17 protein-coding genes are annotated in these 21,911 nt (G+C 41.4%); 5 read left to right on the top strand and 12 right to left on the bottom strand.

What is annotated here, in order from left to right; genetic code table 11:
* Window positions 1-146 precede the first annotated feature (146 nt).
* The 4 genes from EL081_RS07155 to yycF all read right to left on the bottom strand — a co-directional run bounded on the left by EL081_RS07155 (window position 147) and on the right by yycF (window position 3,607).
* Window positions 147-536 (bottom strand): YbaN family protein, encoded by a 390-nt coding sequence (locus tag EL081_RS07155; RefSeq protein ID WP_414386485.1) that lies wholly within the window; start codon window positions 534-536, stop codon window positions 147-149.
* Between the two features lie 212 nt (window positions 537-748).
* Window positions 749-1,558: an MBL fold metallo-hydrolase gene (locus EL081_RS07160; protein ID WP_125374345.1), complete on the bottom strand. Its 810-nt coding sequence runs from the start codon at window positions 1,556-1,558 to the stop codon at window positions 749-751.
* Between the two features lie 8 nt (window positions 1,559-1,566).
* On the bottom strand, window positions 1,567-2,913 hold the full coding sequence (vicK, locus tag EL081_RS07165) for a cell wall metabolism sensor histidine kinase VicK (RefSeq protein WP_126404593.1): 1,347 nt from the start codon (window positions 2,911-2,913) through the stop codon (window positions 1,567-1,569).
* The gene (yycF, locus tag EL081_RS07170; protein WP_048717457.1) at window positions 2,906-3,607 is read right to left on the bottom strand and encodes a response regulator YycF; all 702 of its coding nucleotides are present in this window, start codon (window positions 3,605-3,607) and stop codon (window positions 2,906-2,908) included. The genes vicK and yycF overlap by 8 nt, the downstream gene beginning before the upstream one ends.
* A 579-nt stretch (window positions 3,608-4,186) precedes the next feature.
* On the opposite strand from yycF, the gene EL081_RS07175 reads away from it, so the two are divergent.
* On the top strand, window positions 4,187-5,236 hold the full coding sequence (locus EL081_RS07175) for a DUF389 domain-containing protein (protein WP_126404595.1): 1,050 nt from the start codon (window positions 4,187-4,189) through the stop codon (window positions 5,234-5,236).
* Between the two features lie 360 nt (window positions 5,237-5,596).
* On the opposite strand, the gene thrS is transcribed toward EL081_RS07175, so the two are convergent.
* The 4 genes from thrS to ccpA all read right to left on the bottom strand — a co-directional run bounded on the left by thrS (window position 5,597) and on the right by ccpA (window position 11,452).
* Window positions 5,597-7,540 carry a threonine--tRNA ligase gene (gene thrS / locus EL081_RS07180; protein WP_126404597.1) on the bottom strand — a complete coding sequence of 648 codons (1,944 nt, stop codon included), beginning with the start codon at window positions 7,538-7,540 and terminating at the stop codon, window positions 5,597-5,599.
* 332 nt (window positions 7,541-7,872) lie between these two features.
* Complete coding sequence (locus EL081_RS07185) at window positions 7,873-9,195, bottom strand: glycosyltransferase family 4 protein (RefSeq protein WP_126404599.1); 1,323 nt, start codon at window positions 9,193-9,195, stop codon at window positions 7,873-7,875.
* Between the two features lies 1 nt (window position 9,196).
* Window positions 9,197-10,195 (bottom strand): glycosyltransferase family 4 protein, encoded by a 999-nt coding sequence (locus EL081_RS07190; protein WP_126404601.1) that lies wholly within the window; start codon window positions 10,193-10,195, stop codon window positions 9,197-9,199.
* 252 nt (window positions 10,196-10,447) lie between these two features.
* A complete protein-coding gene (gene ccpA, locus EL081_RS07200) occupies window positions 10,448-11,452 on the bottom strand; it encodes a catabolite control protein A (protein ID WP_117744504.1) in 1,005 nt (334 codons plus the stop codon).
* A 160-nt stretch (window positions 11,453-11,612) separates the two neighbouring features.
* Between ccpA and EL081_RS07205 the strand changes: the two genes are divergently transcribed.
* On the top strand, window positions 11,613-12,695 hold the full coding sequence (locus EL081_RS07205) for a M24 family metallopeptidase (protein WP_126404603.1): 1,083 nt from the start codon (window positions 11,613-11,615) through the stop codon (window positions 12,693-12,695).
* A 23-nt stretch (window positions 12,696-12,718) separates the two neighbouring features.
* Window positions 12,719-13,057: a hypothetical protein gene (locus EL081_RS07210; RefSeq protein ID WP_126404604.1), complete on the top strand. Its 339-nt coding sequence runs from the start codon at window positions 12,719-12,721 to the stop codon at window positions 13,055-13,057.
* Between the two features lie 96 nt (window positions 13,058-13,153).
* Here EL081_RS07210 and EL081_RS07215 read toward each other — a convergent pair whose 3' ends face one another.
* The 4 genes from EL081_RS07215 to EL081_RS07230 form a co-directional block, all read right to left on the bottom strand.
* A complete protein-coding gene (locus EL081_RS07215; RefSeq protein WP_126404606.1) occupies window positions 13,154-13,603 on the bottom strand; it encodes an Rrf2 family transcriptional regulator in 450 nt (149 codons plus the stop codon).
* Window positions 13,604-13,746: 143 nt separating this feature from the next.
* Complete coding sequence (locus EL081_RS07220; protein WP_126404608.1) at window positions 13,747-14,589, bottom strand: metallophosphoesterase family protein; 843 nt, start codon at window positions 14,587-14,589, stop codon at window positions 13,747-13,749.
* A gap of 68 nt (window positions 14,590-14,657) precedes the next feature.
* Window positions 14,658-17,375 carry an FtsX-like permease family protein gene (locus tag EL081_RS07225; RefSeq protein ID WP_126404610.1) on the bottom strand — a complete coding sequence of 906 codons (2,718 nt, stop codon included), beginning with the start codon at window positions 17,373-17,375 and terminating at the stop codon, window positions 14,658-14,660.
* 11 nt (window positions 17,376-17,386) lie between these two features.
* The gene (locus tag EL081_RS07230) at window positions 17,387-18,088 is read right to left on the bottom strand and encodes an ABC transporter ATP-binding protein (RefSeq protein ID WP_126404612.1); all 702 of its coding nucleotides are present in this window, start codon (window positions 18,086-18,088) and stop codon (window positions 17,387-17,389) included.
* A 545-nt stretch (window positions 18,089-18,633) separates the two neighbouring features.
* Here EL081_RS07230 and EL081_RS07235 point away from each other — a divergent pair.
* On the top strand, window positions 18,634-19,194 hold the full coding sequence (locus tag EL081_RS07235; protein ID WP_126404614.1) for a TetR/AcrR family transcriptional regulator: 561 nt from the start codon (window positions 18,634-18,636) through the stop codon (window positions 19,192-19,194).
* Window positions 19,195-19,360: 166 nt separating this feature from the next.
* Entirely contained in the window at window positions 19,361-21,559 is a 2,199-nt protein-coding gene (gene nt5e / locus EL081_RS07240) for a cell surface ecto-5'-nucleotidase Nt5e (RefSeq protein WP_126404616.1), read from the top strand.
* Window positions 21,560-21,911: the final 352 nt, after the last annotated feature.

Below are 21,911 nucleotides of genomic sequence, written 5' to 3' on the forward strand. Positions count from 1 at the left end.
TTCTTTCTTCATTTATGCATCTGGATCGAATCCTGTAACCTATTCTGTCCAAAAGATACACCCCTCTATTATACCAAAAAAGAGTGCGTATCGCACTCCTTTCCCTTGTTTTCAAGATAGGATTTAGGACCTATTCTTTCCATCTATCATTCTTCTTTATCCGGAATCACTTTGAACAAATAATAGCTTATAAAAATAGTTAATCCCACTAGACCTAATTTCACAAACCAGAGTGGAGCCAGGTAAATGGAAATCCCCATCAAAAGATAAATTTGTAAAATAATTCGTTTTTTCCGTTTCTTAGAGATCGACTTTGTTTCCCGATAATCTGCTACATAAGTTTGGTACAACTTGGTCCCATGTAACCAGTCTTCAAACCGTTGAGAACTCTTGGCAAAACAAGCCATGGCTAATAAAAGAAACGGGGTCGTAGGTAAAATAGGTAAAGGAATCCCAATAATCCCTAATCCTAAGGAAATAAACCCTACTGTTATATACACATATTTCAAACTAACTGCTCCTATTCTTCCACTCATTTCAAGCCTACAACACTGACCTAAAAGAGGCTGGGACAAAAATCCTAGCCTCTCAATTGTCCTTGGATTGTCGAGCAAGACGCAGTGGTTGAGTGGGCTCTACTACGCTGATTTCATCAGCTTTTACAGCCCTACTCAACTGTGCGGAGGTGGGACGACGAAATCGAACTCTAACGAATTACCGATTTCTGTCCCACTCTCTTTTTAATCATTTAGATATCTACTAATGGAGTCGCTGTATCTGGAGATGTATCCAACACTTCAAAATCATGACCCACTGCCAAATCTGCTCGAGCCAATTGATTGACCATGGTCATATGGGCCAATTCCTTGATATTGTTTTCCTTCGATAAGTGGCCCAGATAAATCTTTTTGGTCTTATTGCCTAGTGTCCGAATCATGGCATCCGCACCATCTTCATTAGAGAGGTGACCCAAATCGGATAAGATCCGTTGCTTTAATCGCCAAGCATAAGAGCCAGCTCGTAGGATTTCCACATCGTGGTTGGACTCGATCAAATAGCCATCTGCATTTTCAACAATCCCTGCCATCCGATCACTGACATAACCTGTATCCGTCAGCATGACAAAACTCTTCCCATCCTTCATGAAACGATAGAACTGGGGAGCCGCAGCATCATGACTGACACCAAAACTTTCCACATCCAAATCCCCGAAGGTTAAGGTCTTGCCCATTTCAAAAAGATGTTTCTGGGAGTCATCGACCTTCCCAAGGTACTTGCTTCCCTCCATGGCCTTCCATGTAGCTTCATTGGCGTATAGGTCCATCCCGTATTTACGAGCTAGCACACCAACGCCATGAATGTGATCCGAATGTTCATGTGTGATCAAAATAGCGTCAAGATCTTCGGGTTTGCGATCAATTTCTGCAAGCAAACCTGTAATCTTCTTCCCGGACAAGCCTGCATCTACTAGAATTTTTTTCTTAGGTGTCTCTAGGTAAAATGAATTACCACTCGAACCCGAAGCTAAAATACTATACTTAAACCCTTTTTCATCCATTTGTCTTCTTATTCACCTTCATTATCCCATCCATCATCCAGGATAGCATCTTTATCATATGGTAGAACAATCGTGAAAGTAGAACCTTTTCCATATTCACTCTTGGCCCAAATAAATCCTTTGTGCTGCTTGATAATTTCCTTCGCAATGGCAAGTCCTAAACCAGTCCCACCCTGGGCGCGACTACGTGCCTTATCCACGCGATAAAAGCGGTCAAAAATACGAGGAAGGTCTTTTTTAGGAATCCCTAATCCCTCATCCGAAATCGAAATAATCAACTGGGCATCCGTTGTTTTCATTCCCACACGAATTTCCCCACCATCTGGGGAATATTTAATAGCGTTATTTAAGATATTGTCTAAAACCTGCGTCATCTTATCTGTGTCAATTTCAACCCAGACAGGAGAAATTGGATAATCACGAACAATATCATATTTCTTCTCTCCAACCTGACTCTTCATCTTATCGAAGCGGTTCAAAATGAAGGTGATAAAGGCTGTAAAGTTAGTCAATTCAACATCTAATTGACTGGTTTCATTATCGATCCGTGAAAGACTCAATAAATCCGTCACCATCCGCATCATCCGGTTGGTCTCTGTCAAAGATACTTTAACAAATTCCGGTGCAACTGGCTCGGAAATCGCTCCGTCATCCAAGGCCTCCAAGTAGGATTTGACACTGGTCAGTGGGGTTCGGAGTTCATGACTAACGTTGGATACGAATAAACGACGTTCCCGCTCTTCCTTGTCCTGTTCGGTTGTGTCATGCAAAACGGCAACTAGACCAGAAATAAAACCAGATTCTCTCCGAATCAAGGCGAAGCGAACCCGTAAAGAGATGTACTCCCCATTTTCATCCTGCGAATCGATAGTCAGTTCCGGAACATTGGTAATCAAGTCTCGCAGTTCATACTCTTCACTAATACCAAGCAAATCCAGAATACTGATGTTCACGACCTCTTCGACCACGACATTAAGTTGTTTGGCAGCCATTTCATTGACTAGGATAATCTGCCCACGACGATTGGTCGCTAAAACCCCATCTGTCATATAGGAAAGAATACTGGTCAAGCGCTTGGTTTCTTGCTCCAAATTTTCATGCGTCAAACGGATAACTTCTGATAAATCATTGATACTGTTGGAAATCTCTGTCAATTCAGGACCTCCTTGTAAATCAATAATATCTGAATATTCTCCAGCAATCAAACTCTTAATTTTATCATTCAACAGGCGTAGCTTCATGTTATCCCGACGATTTTCTAGAATCAGCAAGGCCACCACGATAATAAATCCAAGAGTGAGTAATATAAAAACAAAATTATAAGAGGTCATGACTTCTTTGATGTGATTAATCATTGTTTCTCATATAGTAACCGACACCGCGGCGCGTTAAAATATACTCCGGACGGCCTGGAATATCTTCGATTTTTTCACGCAAACGTCGAATCGTTACGTCCACTGTCCGAACATCTCCAAAATAATCGTAGCCCCAGACTGTTTCCAGCAAATGCTCACGGGTCATGACTTGGCCTACATGGGTTGCCAAGTGATAGAGCAGCTCAAATTCGCGATGGGTCAACTCGAGCTCTTTGCCTTTTTTCTGAGCAAGGAAGGCATCCGGAATGATTTTCAAATCACCAATCACAATATCTGAATCTGATGTAGACTCTGTCTGTGATTCTACCGTTAGTTCTGTCCGACGCAATAAAGCTTTTACGCGAGCTTGAAGCTCACGATTTGAGAATGGCTTAGTCACATAGTCATCCGCACCAATTTCAAGACCGATGACCTTATCAAATTCTGTATCTTTTGCAGATAAGACAATAATCGGCACATTACTGGTCTTTCGAATGGTACGTGCTACTTCCAAACCATCAATTTCAGGAAGCATGAGGTCCAAGATCAAAATATCTGGGCTCTCAGCTTCAAAAACAGCCAGTGCTTCTTTTCCATCGAAGGCAGTCAAGACTTCATAGCCTTCTTTGGCCATATTGAATTTTATAATATCCGAAATCGGCTTTTCATCATCTACAACAAGAATTTTCTTCATACATGTACCTACTTCTATTTTTTCTTTGCTTCTTCAAATCTCTGTCCTTTCATTATAGCAAATTTCTTTGAAAAATGGGAGTTATACTTTGATTTGTAAAGAAAGAGAAAGAAAAAGGTTGTGCAATAGAAAAAATGATAATCACAACATAGAGGTCACTAAAATAGCGCTTGAATAATTATTTTCAATCCACAGAAAAGCTAGGTGTGAAGCCTAGCTTTTCTATCTGTTATTTTGCTACACGAGATTTGTTGGCGATATCAGCAAAAATTGCTTCTACAAACATACTCATCATGTTTAAACATTAAAACGGTATCTTCTTTCAGAGGAGATACCGTTCTTCCTTCCTTGAATAAGGAATCTAAAATTTCTGACTTTCTCTATCTGTTCAATTGATAGAATTCTTCAGAAAAAGGCTGTAAAATTTTTGATATAATGTTAAGGATGGACTGATGGCTACTTAAAGGAAAATTTTCAAAAGAATAATAGGTGAGAATTTAAAGTATGTAAGATTGAACATAAGTCTCTCTACCATCATCCATTCAGAAACAAGATTATATGAAATAAAAGGAGTAACCAATGACCAGAAACTATTCAACACGTGAATTCCGCGAGAAACTATATGATGACCTTCATGTTCGATTAAGAGATACAGTGATTTTGATGTGTTCGATTTTTATTGCCTCTATAGGTCTAAATATGAATTCAACAGCTGTCATTATTGGAGCCATGCTGATTTCCCCTCTTATGACACCGATTATTGGACTGGGGTTTGGTTTAGCTATTTTTGATACGCGTTTAATCAAGCAATCTCTAGAGGTTTTATTTACTCAAGTATTGGTCAGTTTGCTTGTCTCGACTCTGTATTTCTGGATTTCTCCCTTATCTTATGCAAGTAGCGAGTTGATTGCACGAACCTCTCCAACCATTTGGGATGTTCTCATTGCTATTGCTGGTGGGATAGCAGGTTTTATTGGTTCAAGGAAAAAAGAAGCAAACAATATCGTGCCAGGAGTAGCCATCGCAACAGCTCTGATGCCACCTATCTGCACTGCAGGCTATGGTTTAGCTAATGGAAATGTACGATTCTTATTTGGAGCTCTCTATCTTTTCTTGATTAACTGTGTCTTTATCATGCTAATCAACATTGTTGGAACAAGAATTTTGATGAGAAAATCTCCCTTAAGTTCATTTAATGAGCTAAACATTAAAATGAAAATTGGGTTGATATCCTTGATTGTATTATTGGTCCTTCCAGCCAGCTATTCAGCAGTCACTCTGACGATGGATCAAGCGCGAAAAGAAGGGATCAAACAGTTTGTAGGAAAAGAGTTCACTAATCATACGGTCATTAATCAAGTCTACAAGTCGAGGAATAATGAATTGGTCTTGACGGTTGTTGGAGATCCGATTTCAGAAGAAGAATTAGAAACCATTCGCCAAAAACAAGCCTCTTACGGTATTCAATCTGTTCAATTGAAAGTCAATCAAGTCCATAATTCGACAAAATTAGATAGTGAGACGACCAAGGAATTTTACGAAAACATTGACAAGTATATCGATCAAAAACTCTCTGAAAAAGATTCACAAAACGATCTCGTAAAAGAAAATGAGGCAGACAAGGATTGAGGATAGTCAACTTATCTAACTCATGGAAGCAAATCTTGGGGGGATATCCTATATCCAAAAGTTAATGGATAGAAAGGATTGTTGATGAGGATACTATTTGTGGTGGTTTGACCAATCACTACTAGCTCAGGTTAAACAAAATATAAAAAGGCGGTGGGACAGAAATCGATAGACAAAGTCTCGATTTCGTAGTCCCAGGCCCGCGAGGATGATTAGGAGCTTTTTGGAGTCTAAAAGACGAACAAAAAGTTCAATCAGCTACCGCGTCAAAGTTTGATTGCTAATAAAAAGTGAGGTCGGGATCTTTTGTCCCAACCTCCTTTTTAGGTAGCTGGAATTTTTATCCCAGGTTTTATCGTTTTATTTCTCAACACGAGATTTGTTGGCGATATCAGCTAGGATAGCTGCTACAAACTCATCTACTGACACAGTGTTTGTTTCTTTTTGTCCATAGCGACGAACATTGACAGTTCCGTCTTCCATTTCCTTGTCACCAACGATCAATTGGTAAGGAATCTTGCTTGTTTGTGAAGCACGGATCTTGAACTGCATTTTTTCATTGCGTTCATCCACATCAGCACGGACACCACGGTCACGGAGCTTCTTCGCTACCTCCCAAGCGTAGTCAACGTGTTTCTCGTTAGATACTGGGATGAGGGTTACTTGGTGTGGTGCAAGCCATGTTGGGAAGGCACCCTTGTAGTTCTCAATCAAGATCGCTGTGAAGCGTTCCATAGTTGAGATAACCCCACGGTGGATCATAACTGGGCGATGTTCTTCACCATCAGCTCCAATATATTTAAGGTCGAAGCGTTCTGGGAGCAAGAAGTCAAGCTGGATCGTAGAAAGGGTTTCTTCTTTTCCAAGGGCAGTCTTCACCTGGATATCCAATTTTGGTCCGTAGAAGGCTGCTTCCCCTTCAGCTTCAAAGTAGTCAACGCCCATCTCATCAAGAGCAGCACGAAGCATGGTTTGGGCATTTTCCCACATTTCATCGTTATCAAAGTACTTGTGAGTATCTTGAGGGTCACGAAGAGAGAGGCGGAAACGGTACTCGTTTAGGTTGAAGTCTCCGTAAACATCGATAATCAACTGAAGGGCACGTTGGAATTCTTCTTGGATTTGTTCAGGAGTTACAAAGAGGTGACCGTCGTTGAGAGACATTTCGCGTACACGTTGAAGACCAGTAAGGGCACCAGATTTTTCATAGCGGTGCATCATCCCGATTTCAGCGATACGGATTGGCAATTCACGGTATGAGTGAACATGGTGTTTAAAGACTTGGATGTGGTGTGGGCAGTTCATTGGGCGAAGGACGAATTCTTCCCCATCTCCCATATCCATAGTTGGGAACATGTCTTCTTGGTAGTGATCCCAGTGACCAGAAGTCTTGTAAAGCTCTACAGAAGCAAGTGGTGGAGTGTAAACGTGTTGGTAGCCAGAAGCTAACTCTTTATCGACGATGTAGCGTTCCAATTCACGACGGATCGTCGCACCATTTGGCAACCAGAATGGAAGCCCTTGACCAACCTCTTGAGAAATCATGAAGAGGTCAAGCTCTTTACCAAGTTTGCGGTGGTCACGTTCTTTGGCTTCTTCACGCATTTGAAGGTAGTTTTTCAAGTCTTTCTTGTCGAACCAAGCTGTACCGTAAATACGTTGCATCATAGCATTGTCGCTATTTCCACGCCAGTAAGCACCAGCTACATGGAGAAGGTGGAAGATTTGGATGCGACCAGTTGATGGGACATGAGGACCACGGCAAAGGTCTACATACTCACCTTGACGGTAGATGGTCAAGCCACCTTCGTCTTCAGAGTGTTCTTCAATTAATTCAAGCTTGTAAGGGTCGTTTTTGAAGATTTCACGCGCTTCATCTTTAGTCACTTCTTCACGAATAGATGGGAAGTTTTCTTTCACGATTTTCTTCATTTCTTCTTCGATACGAGGAAGATCTTCGTTTGAGATTTGACCAGCTTGGTTATCAGTATCGTAGTAGAAACCATCTTCGATAGCTGGACCAACACCCAAGTGAATGTCTGGGAAAAGGCGACGAGCTGCTTGAGCAAACAAGTGTGCTGCGGAGTGACGCAAGATTGGAAGAGCATCTTCGTGATCTGGTGTCACGATTTCAATGCTTCCGTCTTCGGTAATCGCACGAGTTGTGTCAATCAATTTACCGTTAAATTTACCAGCAAGAGCTTTTTTAGCTAGAGAATTGCTGATGGATTGGGCAATTTCAAAAGTAGTAACGCCAGATTCGAATTCACGAACAGCGCCATCTGGGAAAGTAATCTTAATCATAATCTTCTCCTTATAAATTTTTAAATATCTTAGTTATGGTGAAACTCTTTTTGATTTCTTCATCAAACAAACAAAAAAGCGACCTCCTCGAAAGGACGTCGCAACGTGGTTCCACCTTCATTTATGTTCCTCAAAAAAGAGGGACACCTCTGATTGGCTCTAACGTGGCCACCGTTTTATGTTTGCATAAAAAGTTAATCGAGTAGTCCCAAATCTATCCTCTACGCGATTTCCAGCTCCACGCGCTCTCTATCAGATTTCCTAGATTTGATATGTCTCTGACTAGTATTATAGCACGATTGAAAATTTTTGCAAGAGAAAAAAACTCCCATCTAATCCAATAACTTGGTAATGTTGCGTATCTTTTTCACCTGTTTAAAGGAACCCTTCATGATTCTCACAGACCCATTTACTGGCATAGCGATGACCTTTTGTGGAATTTTCACAATAGACTTGGTTACCCGTTTGGTACGGCTTTCCTCTGGATGACGTTCATTATAAAAATCTTTCGAAATAATGGCATCCAGATAGAATTCATAGACCCTGCGCCCAAAGTTTGTAGAAGAAATTTCATAAAGCTTCTCCTCCCACTTGGTCTCATCCTTTTCTGGTGTAGCTAAGGTCGCTTCTAAAATGGCTGCTGCCAAATCTTCTTCTTGGTCATACAAGATTCCGAACATCCGATCATTAATCACATTATCTAAGTAAGGATTACTCTGAGCAATTAGGGGCGTCCCACTAGCGATACTCTCCAAATAGGTCAAGCCTTGCGTCTCACTAGTCGAAGCCGAAATAAAGAAATCCGCTGCTTTATAGTAAAGAGCTGTTTCATTTGGTGGAATCATCCCAGTGAAGACCACAGCCTGCTCGATGCCCAGTTTTCGTACCTGGGTCTTCAAATCTCCTAAATAAGGCCCATCTCCGGCCACAATCAATTTTACATGCGCATTTTCTTCTAGCACTTTAGGCAAGGCCGCGATAACCGCTTGGATATTTTTTTCATAAGAAACCCGTGACAAGCTCAAAAGCATGATTTCACCCTCTTGAATCCCTAATTTTTCACGAAGGGCTTGCGTCTCCACTTGTGTGATTTCAGGGCGTTCAAATTTTGCCAGCTCAATTCCTGTTGGAATAATCCGCTTTTCAGCCTTAACCTTATATTTCAGCAAGAGGTCATACACGATTTCACTCGGGCAGATTACCCCATCCAAGTCATTCATATAACCACGAACAATGTACTTAACCATACTTGGTCGGATAACCATCCCCTTAGCAATATAACGCACATAATCTTCATACTGGGTATGATAGGTATGAATCACAGGAATTCGAAGTTCTTTAGCAATCCAAACCCCGAGTAGTCCTAAAGAAAACTCCGTCTGCGTATGGATCATATCCAACTTGTATTGTTTGGCAATGGCCAAAGCCTTGGTAAACCCGCGATAGGCAATTCGCCGATCCTTAAAGGCAAAGAAGGGAATACTTGGAATACGGATAATTTGCCAGTCCTCATAGCGGTTGACATCCTTATCTGTCGTCGTAAAGATAAAAACAGTATGTCCCAACTTCTCCAATTCCGTTTTAAGGGTTCGAATACTGGTCGCAACCCCCGACACTTGCGGAAAATAAGTATCTGTAAATAATCCAATACGCATATTACATCTCCAATACTTGCTGATAGGCTTTGACTAGTTGATCGGCTACCAAATCAATTGAGCGGCTTTGGGCGACCCGGTCTCCTGCATCGCGCTTGTCTACCTGACCAGACAAGACTTTTTCAAGAGAGTCCACAAACTCATCCACTGAATGGCACAATTCTGCTGACTCTTGGTCTACCCAACCATGATAAACTGGAATATCCCGGAGGACGACATGCTGGTGACCCGCTAATGCTTCTAAGACGACGATTCCTTCCGTTTCTTCGTAAGACGGGAAGAAGAAGGCATCCGCACCCGTCATGGCCCCTTGGAACACAGCTCCCTTAAAATAGCCAGGGAATTCAACATTGCTCGGATGGTCTTTCTCTACCAGACGACGAATAGCCCGAGGAATCAACCATTTATTAATCGATCCCAACCAAATAAAGCGGACATCCGGCATCCGACGAGCCACCTCTACAAAGTCTTCAATCCCTTTTCGTCTAAAGTAGAGACCCGCACATAGAACGACTTTCTCTCCTTCTTGAATATTAAAGTGCTTCCGAAAAACCTCTTCTTTTTTGGGATCTTTTTTATATTTAGACAAATCAATCCCATTGGAAACAGCAACAATAGGAGTCTTGACCCCATAGGACTGAATCAGTTGCTTAGAATACTCTGAAGGGGTAATAATAAAATCGGCTTTTTTATACATGTGAGCCAAGTATTTGCCAAATAAGGGAGCAAACAAATTGGACCCAATAAATGAATTTTGGAAATCTTCCCGTGTGGAATGCCCATGCATAATGACCTTTTTCCCCCGACGTTTGGCAGCATGTAATAGCAACAAGCTCCGAGGACCATAGGTATTAATGTGGACTACATCATAATTCCCTAAAATATCTGTCGTATAGGGAATCCCTGCCAAATCCAAGGCATGCATTTGGTGTTGGAGGGCACGACCGATTCCCGATTTTTGCAAAACGGATTTTCCTTCTAGATACAGTAATACTTTCATACCCTCTATTATACCTGATTTAGTAGACCCCTTCAAGTTTTACCGGAGATTCATACAGAGACAAGAAAAAGAGAGTGGGACAGAAATCGGTAATTCGTTAGAATTCGATTTCGTCGTCCCACCTCCGCACAGTTGAGTAGGGCTGTAAAAGCTGATGAAATCAGCGTAGTAGAGTCCACTCAACCACTGCGTCTTGCTCGACAATCCAAAGACAATTAAGAGGCTAGGAATTTTGTCCCAGCCTCTTGGTTTTTACTTCTTAGTAGTCCCACGATGATTGATGGTATGGGCAAGAAGAACTTCTCTTTCTTCCAATTCTTCTTTATGCATAATTTTTGTCAACATCCGCATACTGATAGCTCCCAAGTCATATAGTGGTTGCCCAACAGTTGAAAGGTTTGGACGAGTGTAGCGTGTAATTTGTGAATCATCACTGGTAATCAACTCAAAATCTTCCGGTACTTTCACACCTTGATCAGCTAGACCATTAAGCAAACCTGCTGCCAATTCATCCCCAGTCACAAAGGCTGCTGTCGCTTTGGATGCAATGATGCGTTCAGCTAAGTTATAGCCTTCTTCATAGCGGTATTTAGACTCAAAGACCAATCCTTCACTATAAGACAATTTTTTTGCTTTTAAAGCATCTTTGTAGCCAGCCAAGCGAATCTTTCCATTGATATCATCCACTAATGGTCCACTTACAAAAGCAATCTTTTTATTTCGTTTAGCCAATAGTGTAACCGCGTCTACTGTCGCTTGCTTATAATCGATATTGACACTTGGCAATTGATGTTCGACATCAACTGTCCCAGCAAGGACCACTGGCGTCCGAGAACGAGAGAATTCTGAACGAATCTTTTCTGTCAAGTGGTAGCCCATGAATATAATCCCATCGACCTGTTTTGAGAAAAGAGTATTGACAACAGAAACTTCTTTATCATCATCTTCATCACTATTAGCAAGGACGATGTTGTATTTATACATTTCTGCGATATCATCAATTCCTTTAGCTAAAGTAGAAAAGTAACTATTGGTAATATTCGGAATTACAACACCTACCGTTGTGGTTTTCTTACTCGCAAGTCCACGAGCTACTGCATTCGGACGATAGTCCAAACGTTCAATGACTTCCAATACTTTTTTACGAGTATTTTCCTTAACGTTCTTATTTCCGTTCACGACACGGCTAACAGTCGCCATTGAGACACCCGCCTCTCGGGCAACGTCGTAAATGGTTACAGTATCGTCTGTATTCATAATACTTCCTTTCTTTATTGAAAATTTCGTTTTCAGTCTTCTGTAACAACTATTTTATCACTTATTGTAAACACTTTCAAGCATTTTAACATCTTTTTGCAAACTCTTGATTTTTTAGGAAAAATTTGACAAAATATTATCAATAGAAAGAAGGTAGCTTATGTCTAAATTAGATCAAATTGTAGCATTTCTTGAAACCGAAAAAACGGATATTGCAGTTGTTTCTGACCCTGTCACTATCAACTATTTAACTGGATTCTATAGCGATCCTCACGAGCGTCAACTCTTCCTGTTTGTCTATCCAGACCATGAACCGCTTCTTTTTGTCCCTGCTCTTGAGGTAGAACGGGCGACAGCAGTTGTGGATTTCCAAGTGGTTGGCTATGTGGATTCTGAAAACCCTTGGGAAAAAATCAAAGGGGCTAGCGCAAACCCAGAAGCCAAAAAGGTCGCTTTGGAATTTGATAATTTGATTTTGACCAAGTACCATGGGCTTCGTTCAGTCTTTGAACAAGCAACATTTACCAATCTCAGCCCTCGGATCAACCGTATGCGCTTGATCAAATCTGCAGATGAGATTCAAAAAATGTTGATTGCCGGTCAATATGCGGATAAAGCTGTCAATATGGGATTTGAAGCCATCTCTTTGGATAAAACAGAAACCGATATCGTTGCAGAAATCGACTTTGGAATTAAACGCTTGGGCTATGAAATGAGCTTTGAAACTATGGTCTTGACTGGAAACAATGCAGCCAATCCTCATGGCATCCCTGGTAGCAACAAAATTGAAAAAGATGCACTTCTTCTCTTCGACTTGGGATGTATGGTGAACGGCTATGCTTCAGATATGACGCGTACCGTTGCGGTTGGAAAACCAGATGACTTCAAAAAAGAAATCTACCACTTAACCTTAGAAGCTCAACAGGCTGCTTTAGATATGATTAAGCCAGGTGTAACGGCGCATGAAGTAGACCGTGCTGCCCGCAGCGTCATCGAAAAAGCTGGTTACGGCGAATACTTCAACCACCGCCTCGGACACGGCATTGGAATGGATGTGCATGAATTCCCTTCTATCATGGAAGGAAATGACATGGTCATCGAAGAAGGAATGTGCTTCTCTGTCGAACCAGGTATCTATATTCCTGGAAAAGTCGGGGTTCGAATTGAAGACTGTGGTTATGTGACAAAAGAAGGTTTTGGCCTCTTTACCGAAACTAGCAAAGACTTGCTGTATTTTGATTAAGATAGAAATCAGGAGATTGTTTTATGATTGTTTGGCGTGGTAAAGGCTTGCTCGTTCCCCTTGCTTTTATGCTTGGCGGGGCACTAACCAATATTATTTTTATGGCTCTTCATCTTAATGTGAGCAATAGAACAGATAGTATCATACTTGGATGTATGATGGGAATCTTTTCAGCTGGTATCAATTATTTATTGACAAAGAAATTTGTTTCCGATCAAGTTCGGTATATGATTGATGAGGAAACCGGGCAACGCATAGCTTTCCGCGATCGATCTTCCTTCATGTTCATCCCTAATCGTTACTGGACATGGATTTTTGCAGTAACCTGTATTCTAGTCAGCTTTGTAGCCTTAGTGAAGTAAAGCTAGAAAGATTGTTGATATTTTACTCCATGAACACAAAAAGCCTTTCAGTCTACACTGAAAGGCTTTTTACATCGAGTTTCTCACAGACTCAAATCAAGAAACGGTTGCTAGCTCCATTTGTTGCTTGGTTTGCTCCACCACTTCTTTAAGGCTGGTCCGAGCCATTTCCTTTTCCATGGCCAATTGAATCTCTTCAAGCTTCCCGTCTAGAACGCCATGGATGCTATTTCCAATCGGACAAGCTGGATTTGGATGTTCGTGGAAGCCAAATAATTGTCCGGTCTTCCCAAGGCATTCAACAGCCTGGTAGATATCTAACAAACTAATGGCTTCCAAATCTTTGGCCATCTCGGCCCCACCTGTTCCACGCGCTACATGGATCAAGCCTGCCTTTTTTAATTGGGACAAGGTTTTCCGAATAATGACAGGGTTCACCCCAACACTTTCAGCAATCATATCACTGGTCACCTTGGTACAGTCCCCTTTTAAGGCAATCATGACTAATACATGGGTTCCAATAGTAAAACGACTTGAAATTTGCATGGATACTCCTCTCTTCCATCTAGATAGGGATGTCTTAAACTGGGTCTAAAGCCATCAGTAACTAGGGACATTTACTCTTCCGACGGTAAAGTTCTTTCTTTTAGTCTATTATACCCTTATTTGTTGTAATGTCAACTGTTACACTAGTTAAAAAAGTCCCTCAACCATGCATCTACTTCTACATCATGTCCCTCTCGCTGGGCTATTTCATGTAGAAGCTCATGATTATGGGTATGGTGGATCCCATAGACTAAACTTTCATAGTAAACTTGAAAGTAAGGGAGTTTCAGATCCTTAGCGAGTTGGAGTTCTTTCTCAATGTCATAGTCTACCCGTCGAAAGTCAACATCTTTCAAGCCCATATCATCAAACTCCAGGATGGCATACATGGCCCGTAGATCCTTTCGAAGATTGGCCTGCAAAAAGAAGGGTTGTCCGATGGAACCCGGATTAAGGATAAGCTCTCCACCGCTTCCATATCGGAAAAATTGTTGGTGGATATGACCATAGACTGCTATATCACAAGGGGGATTGGTTACGAGGCGATCATAATCTTTCTGATCTCCTATATGGATCAATTCTCGACCCCAATTTTTGTCTGGCAGATGATGGGTAATGCCCACTTTTAAGCCGGAAACTTCCCGATGCACTTGCATGGGCAGACTTTGCATGGCCTCTATCTCTTCTGGACGAATTTCTTCTAAGATATACTGACAATGGCGCATCAAATAACGGTGGCTAGCCCTTGATGGATCCAGCATCCCCTTCATCGCTCGCCATAAACTATCTTCCCAATTTCCTAAAATCTGTACGGTGATGGGCAATTCTTCAAGTAGGTTCAAAAGATGTCGTCTACCAGTCCCCGGCATAAGGACATCCCCTAATAACCAGTATTCTTCTACACCTGCCCGCTTGGCATCTTCAAGCACAGCTTCTAAAGCGGTTGTATTCCCATGTATATCCGAAAGCAAAGCAATTTTTGTCATGTCTCTTCTCCTTCTCTCATTATACCAAAGCTCTAAAAAACTTCCACCCTAGGGTAGAAGTTTCTTTTTTATTCAACAGATTTCAAAGCCTCCAGCATGTCTACCTTGCGAAGATGATGATTGACCAAGATTCCTAAGATAGCTAGGATCAGAATGACGCCAGCGATAGGAGAAAGATAGACACCAAGGGCTACCCGCGGATAGAAGAGAATGGCATCTGGGGCAATCATAGCAATCAAGAAGCGATGGAGATAAAAGCCTCCTAGCAAACCCAATCCTATCCCTACAAGAGACAAGAGGATGGTTTCTCGATAAATATAAAGGGTGACTTCCTGATGATGGAAGCCGAGTACCTTAATAGTTGATAACTCACGGATTCGTTCTGCCACATTGATATTGGTTAAATTATATAAAATAACAATGGCTAGCAAAATGGATACTAGAACTAAAATCATCATGGTCTTATTCAATGATTGGGCTACAGAATTGAAGAGAGAAATCAAGGAAGTATTTTGCGTAACAGCAAGCACCGCCCCTTCGTCCATCATGTCCCGACTAACCTTCTGAACGAACTGCTGAGAAGAAGACTGTAATCGGACAAAATAGGCATTGTGCTTAGCGCTTCTTCCATAGGTTTTCTGATAGGTCGCTTGATTCATATAGATAAAATGGCCTACATAATTTTCGGTAATCGCAGCCACCTTAATCGTATGCCCATCTATCCGCAAGTCATCCCCAACGCCCACCTTGGCCAGCTGCGCTAATTTACTGGTAATCACCGCCCCATTGGATAGGTCGATTCTTCCCTCTTCTGAGCGGAGACTGATAAAGGGTTCCAAGCTGTCTTTAGGGGACACCATTAAGGTCAGGCTTTGTTTTCCACGTCCTGAAGGATAGGAAGCCTCCACTTGTTTTGTAAAAATAGCTTCTGTCTCTTTAATATCTGCTTGCTTCAAGCGCTTCTTCAAGGATTGTTCCTCTTCGTCTGTCAGACTGGATTTGGTCGAGAGAATCATATCGTATTTAAGGATTTCTCCAAACTGGCGTTGGGGTACTCCACCAACTGAGGATTGAATCCCTAGACCCGCAAAGAGAAGAGCAACCGAACCAGCAACACCAAATACCGTCATCAACATCCGCTGTTTGTAGCGAAAAATATTTCTAGCGGTCACCTTTTGGGTGAAACTCAAACGTTTCCACAAAAACGGAAGCCGTTCGAGCAAAATACTGGATCCAGAAACTGGTGGTTTTGGAAGAAGGAGGTGACTGGCTTCTTCCTTCAACTCTTTCCTAGCAACTAGATAAGCTGGAAAGACGCTAGAAAGAAGGGAGAGCCCCAAGGCTAAAATGCTATAGGACCCATAAAAATACTGTTGACTAGTTCCTACGACCATCCCCTGAGTGATAATCTGCGAAATGGTTCCTGATAAAACATAATGACCGAGAAGAGTTCCGATGCCTGTCCCAACTGTTCCAGCAACCAAGCCATACAAGAGGAACTTTGCTAAGATATCTTTCGTTCGATAGCCCAAGGCTTTGAACAAGCCCGCATGGCTCCGTTCTTCATCGACAAAACGAGTCATGGTCGTAAACGTGACCATGGCAGCGACTGCGTAGAGCACCACAGGAAATAGATTGCCTACCGCGGAGATACTGGCACTGGCATTACTATACATGAGGTAACCCTGTCCGCCTGGAATAGTTTTTCGATCATAAACATGATAGTTTGGTAGAGCTAGATTCTCCAATTCTTCCTTGGCCTTTTCTAGGTCCTTCTGTTTAGTTGCTAGTTCTGATTCACCTGTCTGTATGTTGACCAATTGCTGATCTAGTTGCTTTTGGGCTTCTGCCAGCTCGAGTCGTCTTGCTTCTAATTCTTCCTGGGGCAAGAGTGTAGACAGTTGATTCAGTTTATTGGATTGCTCCGTCAATTGTGTTTGTGCTTGTCCTGCCTTTTCACGTGCGTCTGCTAACTGTTTGTTTGCAGCATCAAGTTCTTCTTGTCCTTTTTGGATCTTTTGTTTCCCATCATCCTGCAGTTTTCGATAGCGCTCCTGACCATTTCCAGCTAGGAGTTTTTCCAGGTCCTTTTGATGGGAGGCCAGACGATCTTGGTAGCTAGTTGAGAATGGATTGAGCCCCCTCAAATCATCAAACTGAATCCGAGCAAGGCTATAAACAGGACTAGTAAAGGCTTTTTTTGAGAGGACGCCATAAGCATCCAAGGAACCACTCCCACTCGTAGCTTGTCCCAAGTCTTTTTCGGACCACATCTCAGCAGACTTTACAAATCCAACAATTCGATAGTTTTTTGTCTTTAAAACAGATGGACTTCCTGCTTTTTCATGTATCCTTATCTGATCCCCAATCTGGTAACGATCTTTCCAAAATGCTGCTAGAGCGACCTCATCTTGCTTCTGCGGAAGCCGTCCTGAAACCAGCTGAAAGCGCGAAATGGTTTCTGGACTAGAAAAGAGTCGAACAGCTTCGTCCTTTCCGTCAACCGTCACATCTGTCAGGTAGGAAAACTCCAAGCTGGCCCCCGTCAATCCTTTTAGCTCTTCTTGGTCAGTCTTGTCCAAACCAAGATCTCCCATGACAGCTAGGTCCAACATTTCTTGTTGGTCTATAAAGATTTGGGCAGTTCGATGCATATTTGGGGTCGTTACTTTTAAACCGACCAGGGCTAAGGTACCCAGCATCATCAGCGTTAAAATGGACAAAAAGCGCCCTTTGGAACTAGTAAAGGAATGGAATAAATCTTTCCAATATACTTTTTGCTTCATGAACAACCTCCCTAATACTCTAAGCTATCGATATCTAGTGGAGTGTTATTGACGGTCACCGATTTTACTTGGGCATCATGCATCTGAATGACACGATCGGCTATTGGTGCCAAGGAAGCATTATGGGTGACGATAATCACTGTTGCCCCTTTCTTACGAGACATGTCCTGAAGAATCTTTAAAACCTGTTTGCCAGTTTGGTAGTCTAAAGCCCCTGTTGGTTCATCACAAAGGAGAATCTTAGGATTCTTCGCCACTGCGCGCGCAATAGCTACCCGTTGTTGTTCCCCACCAGATAGCTGGGCTGGGAAATTGTTCAATCGCTCTCCCAATCCAACCTCTCTCAAAACTTGTTCAGGGTCTAGGGCATCAGAAACAATTTCAGAAGCCAACTCAACATTTTCCTTGGCTGTCAAATTAGGGATGAGATTATAAAACTGGAAGACAAAGCCAACATCATTTCTGCGATAATCCGTTCGTTGGTGCGAGGAGAAGCTTGAGATGGCTTTCCCATCCACTAAAACCTCCCCTTCATCATTGGTATCCATACCTCCCAAAATATTGAGAACCGTTGATTTTCCTGCACCAGATGCCCCTAAAATGATGACCAATTCCCCTTTCTCAATTTCAAAAGTAACATCTTTATTGGCAATGATGTGAGTTTCTCCTGACGGATAGCGCTTGTAACTATGTTTCATCTCAATATAAGCCATATCTTTTCTCCCACTTAAACACAAGTTTCTATCTTTATTATAGTCCTTTTTTACCGGAAGACCAAGGATAATCAATCTCTTAAAACGACTAAAATAGCTGAAATGAACCAGCTCATGACAAGCACGAACTTATGGAGAAATTTGGAGTAAAAACTAATACTTTTCTATGCAAAAATAGACAAGGAAAAAGCTTGATCTTATCTAGTTTCTGATATAGAAATTTCCAAGCATCATCTGCCCTCCTCTCCTTAGTTTGTGATATAATAACAAATAAGTATGAATTATTATTTGCTTTTAAACAACTGATATTTCAAGTTTTTCTTTCATTTTTATATAATAGCCCCTTTGAAAGTAGATCTGGGAAAAATTTTTATAATCCTTCCAAAATGGCTTTTACAGTATAAGAATAAGACCTGATTTTAAGCCATTTAGACTTATAGAATGATACTAAAATTTTATTCTGTTGATGGATAAATTTGATTTCTGTATAATATGATGATTAGTGAACAATAATTTATGCCAAACTACATGATAAAGGAGGAACCATGACCCGAAAAAAGAGAAAAACGAATTCTAAAAATGCTATCCGAAGCGCCCTATCACGTCTGCTTCTTGAACAATCACTTGAAAGTCTTACAATTAGCCAATTAACAAAGGAAGCAGGCATTAATCGAGGTACTTTCTACCTCCATTATGTAGACAAACAAGATATGTTCAACCAGCTAAAATCTGAACTCTTAGGCGAGTTGGGAGAACTATTCGCTACAAGCACCGTCAATCGAGCAAATTTTCTCGCCTCACTTCAATATATTCAAGATAATTATGACTTTATCTATGCCTTAATGCAGATGGATTATCAAGAGTTTCATATTATAATGAAAAATTTCACCCTGCAACTTCTTGACGATACTCCACATGCCAAAGAACATTTGGTTAATAAATTCCAAATTCCTTATAAGTATGCTGTTGAGATCTTTGTAGCTACGATTGAAGCCGTGATCACGAAATGGTTGTCAACTGGTGCAAAAGAAGAACCAATCGAAATCGCAACGGTCGTATTAAGTGTGACTGACTTTACCACTTGGAACCAACCTATAACTGAATAAGAAAATGAGAAAACGAAAGTTTTCTTTTTTTTATGGATAAGGCCAACTAGCTGAAATATCAACTCTCACACAAGATTATTTGCCCAAGTGTCAGAAAACGTTTTCCTTTTCTTTCCTTTTTAGCTATAATATTTAGTATGGAATAAAATAGAAAAGAGGACCGTTTATGAAAAAGAAGAAACTTCTTTTACCAATCTTATTGCTTGCTCCTGCCTTCCTAGCTTCCCAGGTAGCTGCAGATGAGCAAACAGCTCCTGAAACTAACCTTGAAGTAGCTGCTACTTCAACAAATGCTACAGATGCTACTCCTGCTTCAACAGAAGGCAGTACAGCTACTTCAGAAGGTGCTACAGAGAGTTCAGCTGACTTACCTGAAGCAAATATCATACATACCAACGACGTTCATGGTCGGATCGTCGAAGAAAAGGGTGTGATTGGAGATGCTAAATTAGCAGCAGTCATCGATGAAGAACGGGCGAAAAATCCATCTACATTGGTAGTAGATGCTGGGGATGCCTTCCAAGGACTACCGATTTCAAATAGTTCCAAAGGGGAAGAACGAGCTAAAATTTTGAACGAAATTGGCTACGATGCCATGGCAGTCGGAAACCATGAGTTCGATTTTGGTTTGGATGAGGCTAAGAAATACAAAGAAATCTTGAACTTCCCACTTCTCAGTTCCAACACCTACATCAACGGTGCTCGCTTATTTGAAGCTTCCACCATTGTCGATAAAGATAAGAATGTTGTTGGGGATGAGTTTGTGGTCATCGGAGTGACAACGCCTGAAACAGCCACTAAAACCCACCCTAAGAATGTCCAAGGTGTTACTTTCACAGATCCTATTTCAGAAGTAAATAAGGTCATTGATGAGATTGAAGCACGCGCTACTGCTGAGGGCAAGACTTACAAAAACTACGTTGTCCTTGCTCACTTAGGTGTAGATACAACCACTCCAGTCGAATGGCGGGGCTCTACTTTAGCTGAGGAACTTTCTAAAAATGCAAAACTGAAAGGTAAACGCGTCACCGTTATTGACGGGCATTCCCATACTGTTCAATCAACCACTTACGGAGACAACGTAACCTATAACCAAACCGGTAGCTACCTGAACAATATCGGTAAAATCACCTACCAGGCCAACCAATTGCTTGGAAATCCTCAACAAATTTCAGCAGCTTCAACTAAAAATGTAGTGCCAAATGCCAAAGTAGCTGCCATGGTCCAAAAGATCAAAGAACAATACGATGCTGAGAATGCTAAAGTCGTTCGTGACAATAGTCCTGTAGAACTAAATGGTCAACGGGAAAATGTCCGTGTCCGCGAGACCAACCTTGGAAATGTCGTAGCGGATGCCCTCTATGAATACGGACAAACCGGATTTAGTCATAAGACTGACCTCGCTGTAACCAACGGTGGCGGCTTGCGTGAGACCATTGCCAAAGACAAGCCAATTACCAAAGGAAGCGTCATTGCTGTTCTTCCATTTGGGAATACCATCTCTCAAATTAAAGTAACCGGTCAGAATATTGCTGATATGTTTGCTAAATCTCTTGGATCTATTTTACAAGAAAAAGATGGCAAAACTGTTCTTGACGAAAACGGACAACCCCTTCTTGAACCAAGCGGAGGCTTCCTCCAAGTTTCTGGAGCAAAAGTTTATTATGATACAACCCTACCAGCTGAAAAACGCATCCTCTATGTCGAAATTAAAAATCCAGAAACCGGTCAATACGAACCTCTTAACTTAGCTAAAGATTACTACTTGACTACCAATGACTTCTTAGCAGCAGGAGGGGATGGCTACACCATGTTAGGTGGAGCTCGTGAGGAAGGTCCTTCCATGGACGTTGCCTTTGCAGATTACCTTGCTAAGGCAGATCTCACAGCCTATGCAACCATCAATCCAAATTCTCGTACCATTTCTATTTCTGCTAGCAAAGATACAGATGGAGATGGTGTGGCAGATATTGAGGAAATCAAACAAGGAACAGATCCTGCTAATCCAAAGTCCTACCCAGGAAGCAATGACCAACCAGTTATCCCATCTACCGGTAAAAATGCTCAACCAACTAATCCATCTACCGGTAAAATGGATCAAACATACATTCCAGCTCTAGTTAGTACGAATTCTCCTAATCAACTAGCTAGCCAAACAAAGAATACTTTAACATCTGCTAAAGACGATACACAGATCAAGGCCAACAACCATCACTTGTCAGTGACAGTCGCTAAAACATTCACAGCGGGCTCTGCTACCCTACCAGAAACAGGAACTTCCGACTCTCCTGCTATCTACATGCTCGCTCTGTTGACATCCATCTTAGCCTTCTTTGGTCTAAAGAAAAAAGAAGAAAGCAAATAAAATCTAGAAAAAAAGCTTAGAAACAAAAGTTTCTAAGCTTTTAGAATGTAGACAAACTATTTTAAAGTAAAATAAGTTAAGCGATTCTGCAAAGAAATTAAAATGAGTTCCAATTTTTAAATAGATTCAAATAAACACCAAAACTTTCCGCTGTGAGAAAAGTGCCTGAAACAATAACGTTTCAGGCACTCGGAATTATTGAGACCTTAGGCTCAATAGTTAGTCTTGGAACTTCGAAGAAGTTCGCTGACGTCCGTACTCACCTAAGGAAAGTTTTTAATATGACTTTGTCTTCAATCTGAAGCTTAGAAACAAAAGTTTCTAAGCTTTTTAATGTATGATACCTACTGAA

Source organism: Streptococcus viridans, assembly GCF_900636365.1.
GTDB lineage: Bacteria > Bacillota > Bacilli > Lactobacillales > Streptococcaceae > Streptococcus > Streptococcus viridans_A.

What these genes read in the sequence shown, in the direction of transcription:
- yycF (WP_048717457.1), bottom strand. Translation starts at nt 3,607, where the DNA reads ATGAAGAAAATTCTTGTTGTAGATGATGAAAAGCCGATTTCGGATATT.
- EL081_RS07205 (WP_126404603.1), top strand. Translation starts at nt 11,613, where the DNA reads ATGTCTAAATTAGATCAAATTGTAGCATTTCTTGAAACCGAAAAAACG.
- EL081_RS07175 (WP_126404595.1), top strand. Translation starts at nt 4,187, where the DNA reads ATGACCAGAAACTATTCAACACGTGAATTCCGCGAGAAACTATATGAT.
- vicK (WP_126404593.1), bottom strand. Translation starts at nt 2,913, where the DNA reads ATGATTAATCACATCAAAGAAGTCATGACCTCTTATAATTTTGTTTTT.
- EL081_RS07215 (WP_126404606.1), bottom strand. Translation starts at nt 13,603, where the DNA reads ATGCAAATTTCAAGTCGTTTTACTATTGGAACCCATGTATTAGTCATG.
- EL081_RS07225 (WP_126404610.1), bottom strand. Translation starts at nt 17,375, where the DNA reads ATGAAGCAAAAAGTATATTGGAAAGATTTATTCCATTCCTTTACTAGT.
- nt5e (WP_126404616.1), top strand. Translation starts at nt 19,361, where the DNA reads ATGAAAAAGAAGAAACTTCTTTTACCAATCTTATTGCTTGCTCCTGCC.
- EL081_RS07185 (WP_126404599.1), bottom strand. Translation starts at nt 9,195, where the DNA reads ATGCGTATTGGATTATTTACAGATACTTATTTTCCGCAAGTGTCGGGG.
- EL081_RS07220 (WP_126404608.1), bottom strand. Translation starts at nt 14,589, where the DNA reads ATGACAAAAATTGCTTTGCTTTCGGATATACATGGGAATACAACCGCT.
- EL081_RS07190 (WP_126404601.1), bottom strand. Translation starts at nt 10,195, where the DNA reads ATGAAAGTATTACTGTATCTAGAAGGAAAATCCGTTTTGCAAAAATCG.
- EL081_RS07230 (WP_126404612.1), bottom strand. Translation starts at nt 18,088, where the DNA reads ATGGCTTATATTGAGATGAAACATAGTTACAAGCGCTATCCGTCAGGA.
- thrS (WP_126404597.1), bottom strand. Translation starts at nt 7,540, where the DNA reads ATGATTAAGATTACTTTCCCAGATGGCGCTGTTCGTGAATTCGAATCT.
- ccpA (WP_117744504.1), bottom strand. Translation starts at nt 11,452, where the DNA reads ATGAATACAGACGATACTGTAACCATTTACGACGTTGCCCGAGAGGCG.
- EL081_RS07160 (WP_125374345.1), bottom strand. Translation starts at nt 1,558, where the DNA reads ATGGATGAAAAAGGGTTTAAGTATAGTATTTTAGCTTCGGGTTCGAGT.
- EL081_RS07210 (WP_126404604.1), top strand. Translation starts at nt 12,719, where the DNA reads ATGATTGTTTGGCGTGGTAAAGGCTTGCTCGTTCCCCTTGCTTTTATG.
- EL081_RS07235 (WP_126404614.1), top strand. Translation starts at nt 18,634, where the DNA reads ATGACCCGAAAAAAGAGAAAAACGAATTCTAAAAATGCTATCCGAAGC.
- EL081_RS07155 (WP_414386485.1), bottom strand. Translation starts at nt 536, where the DNA reads ATGAGTGGAAGAATAGGAGCAGTTAGTTTGAAATATGTGTATATAACA.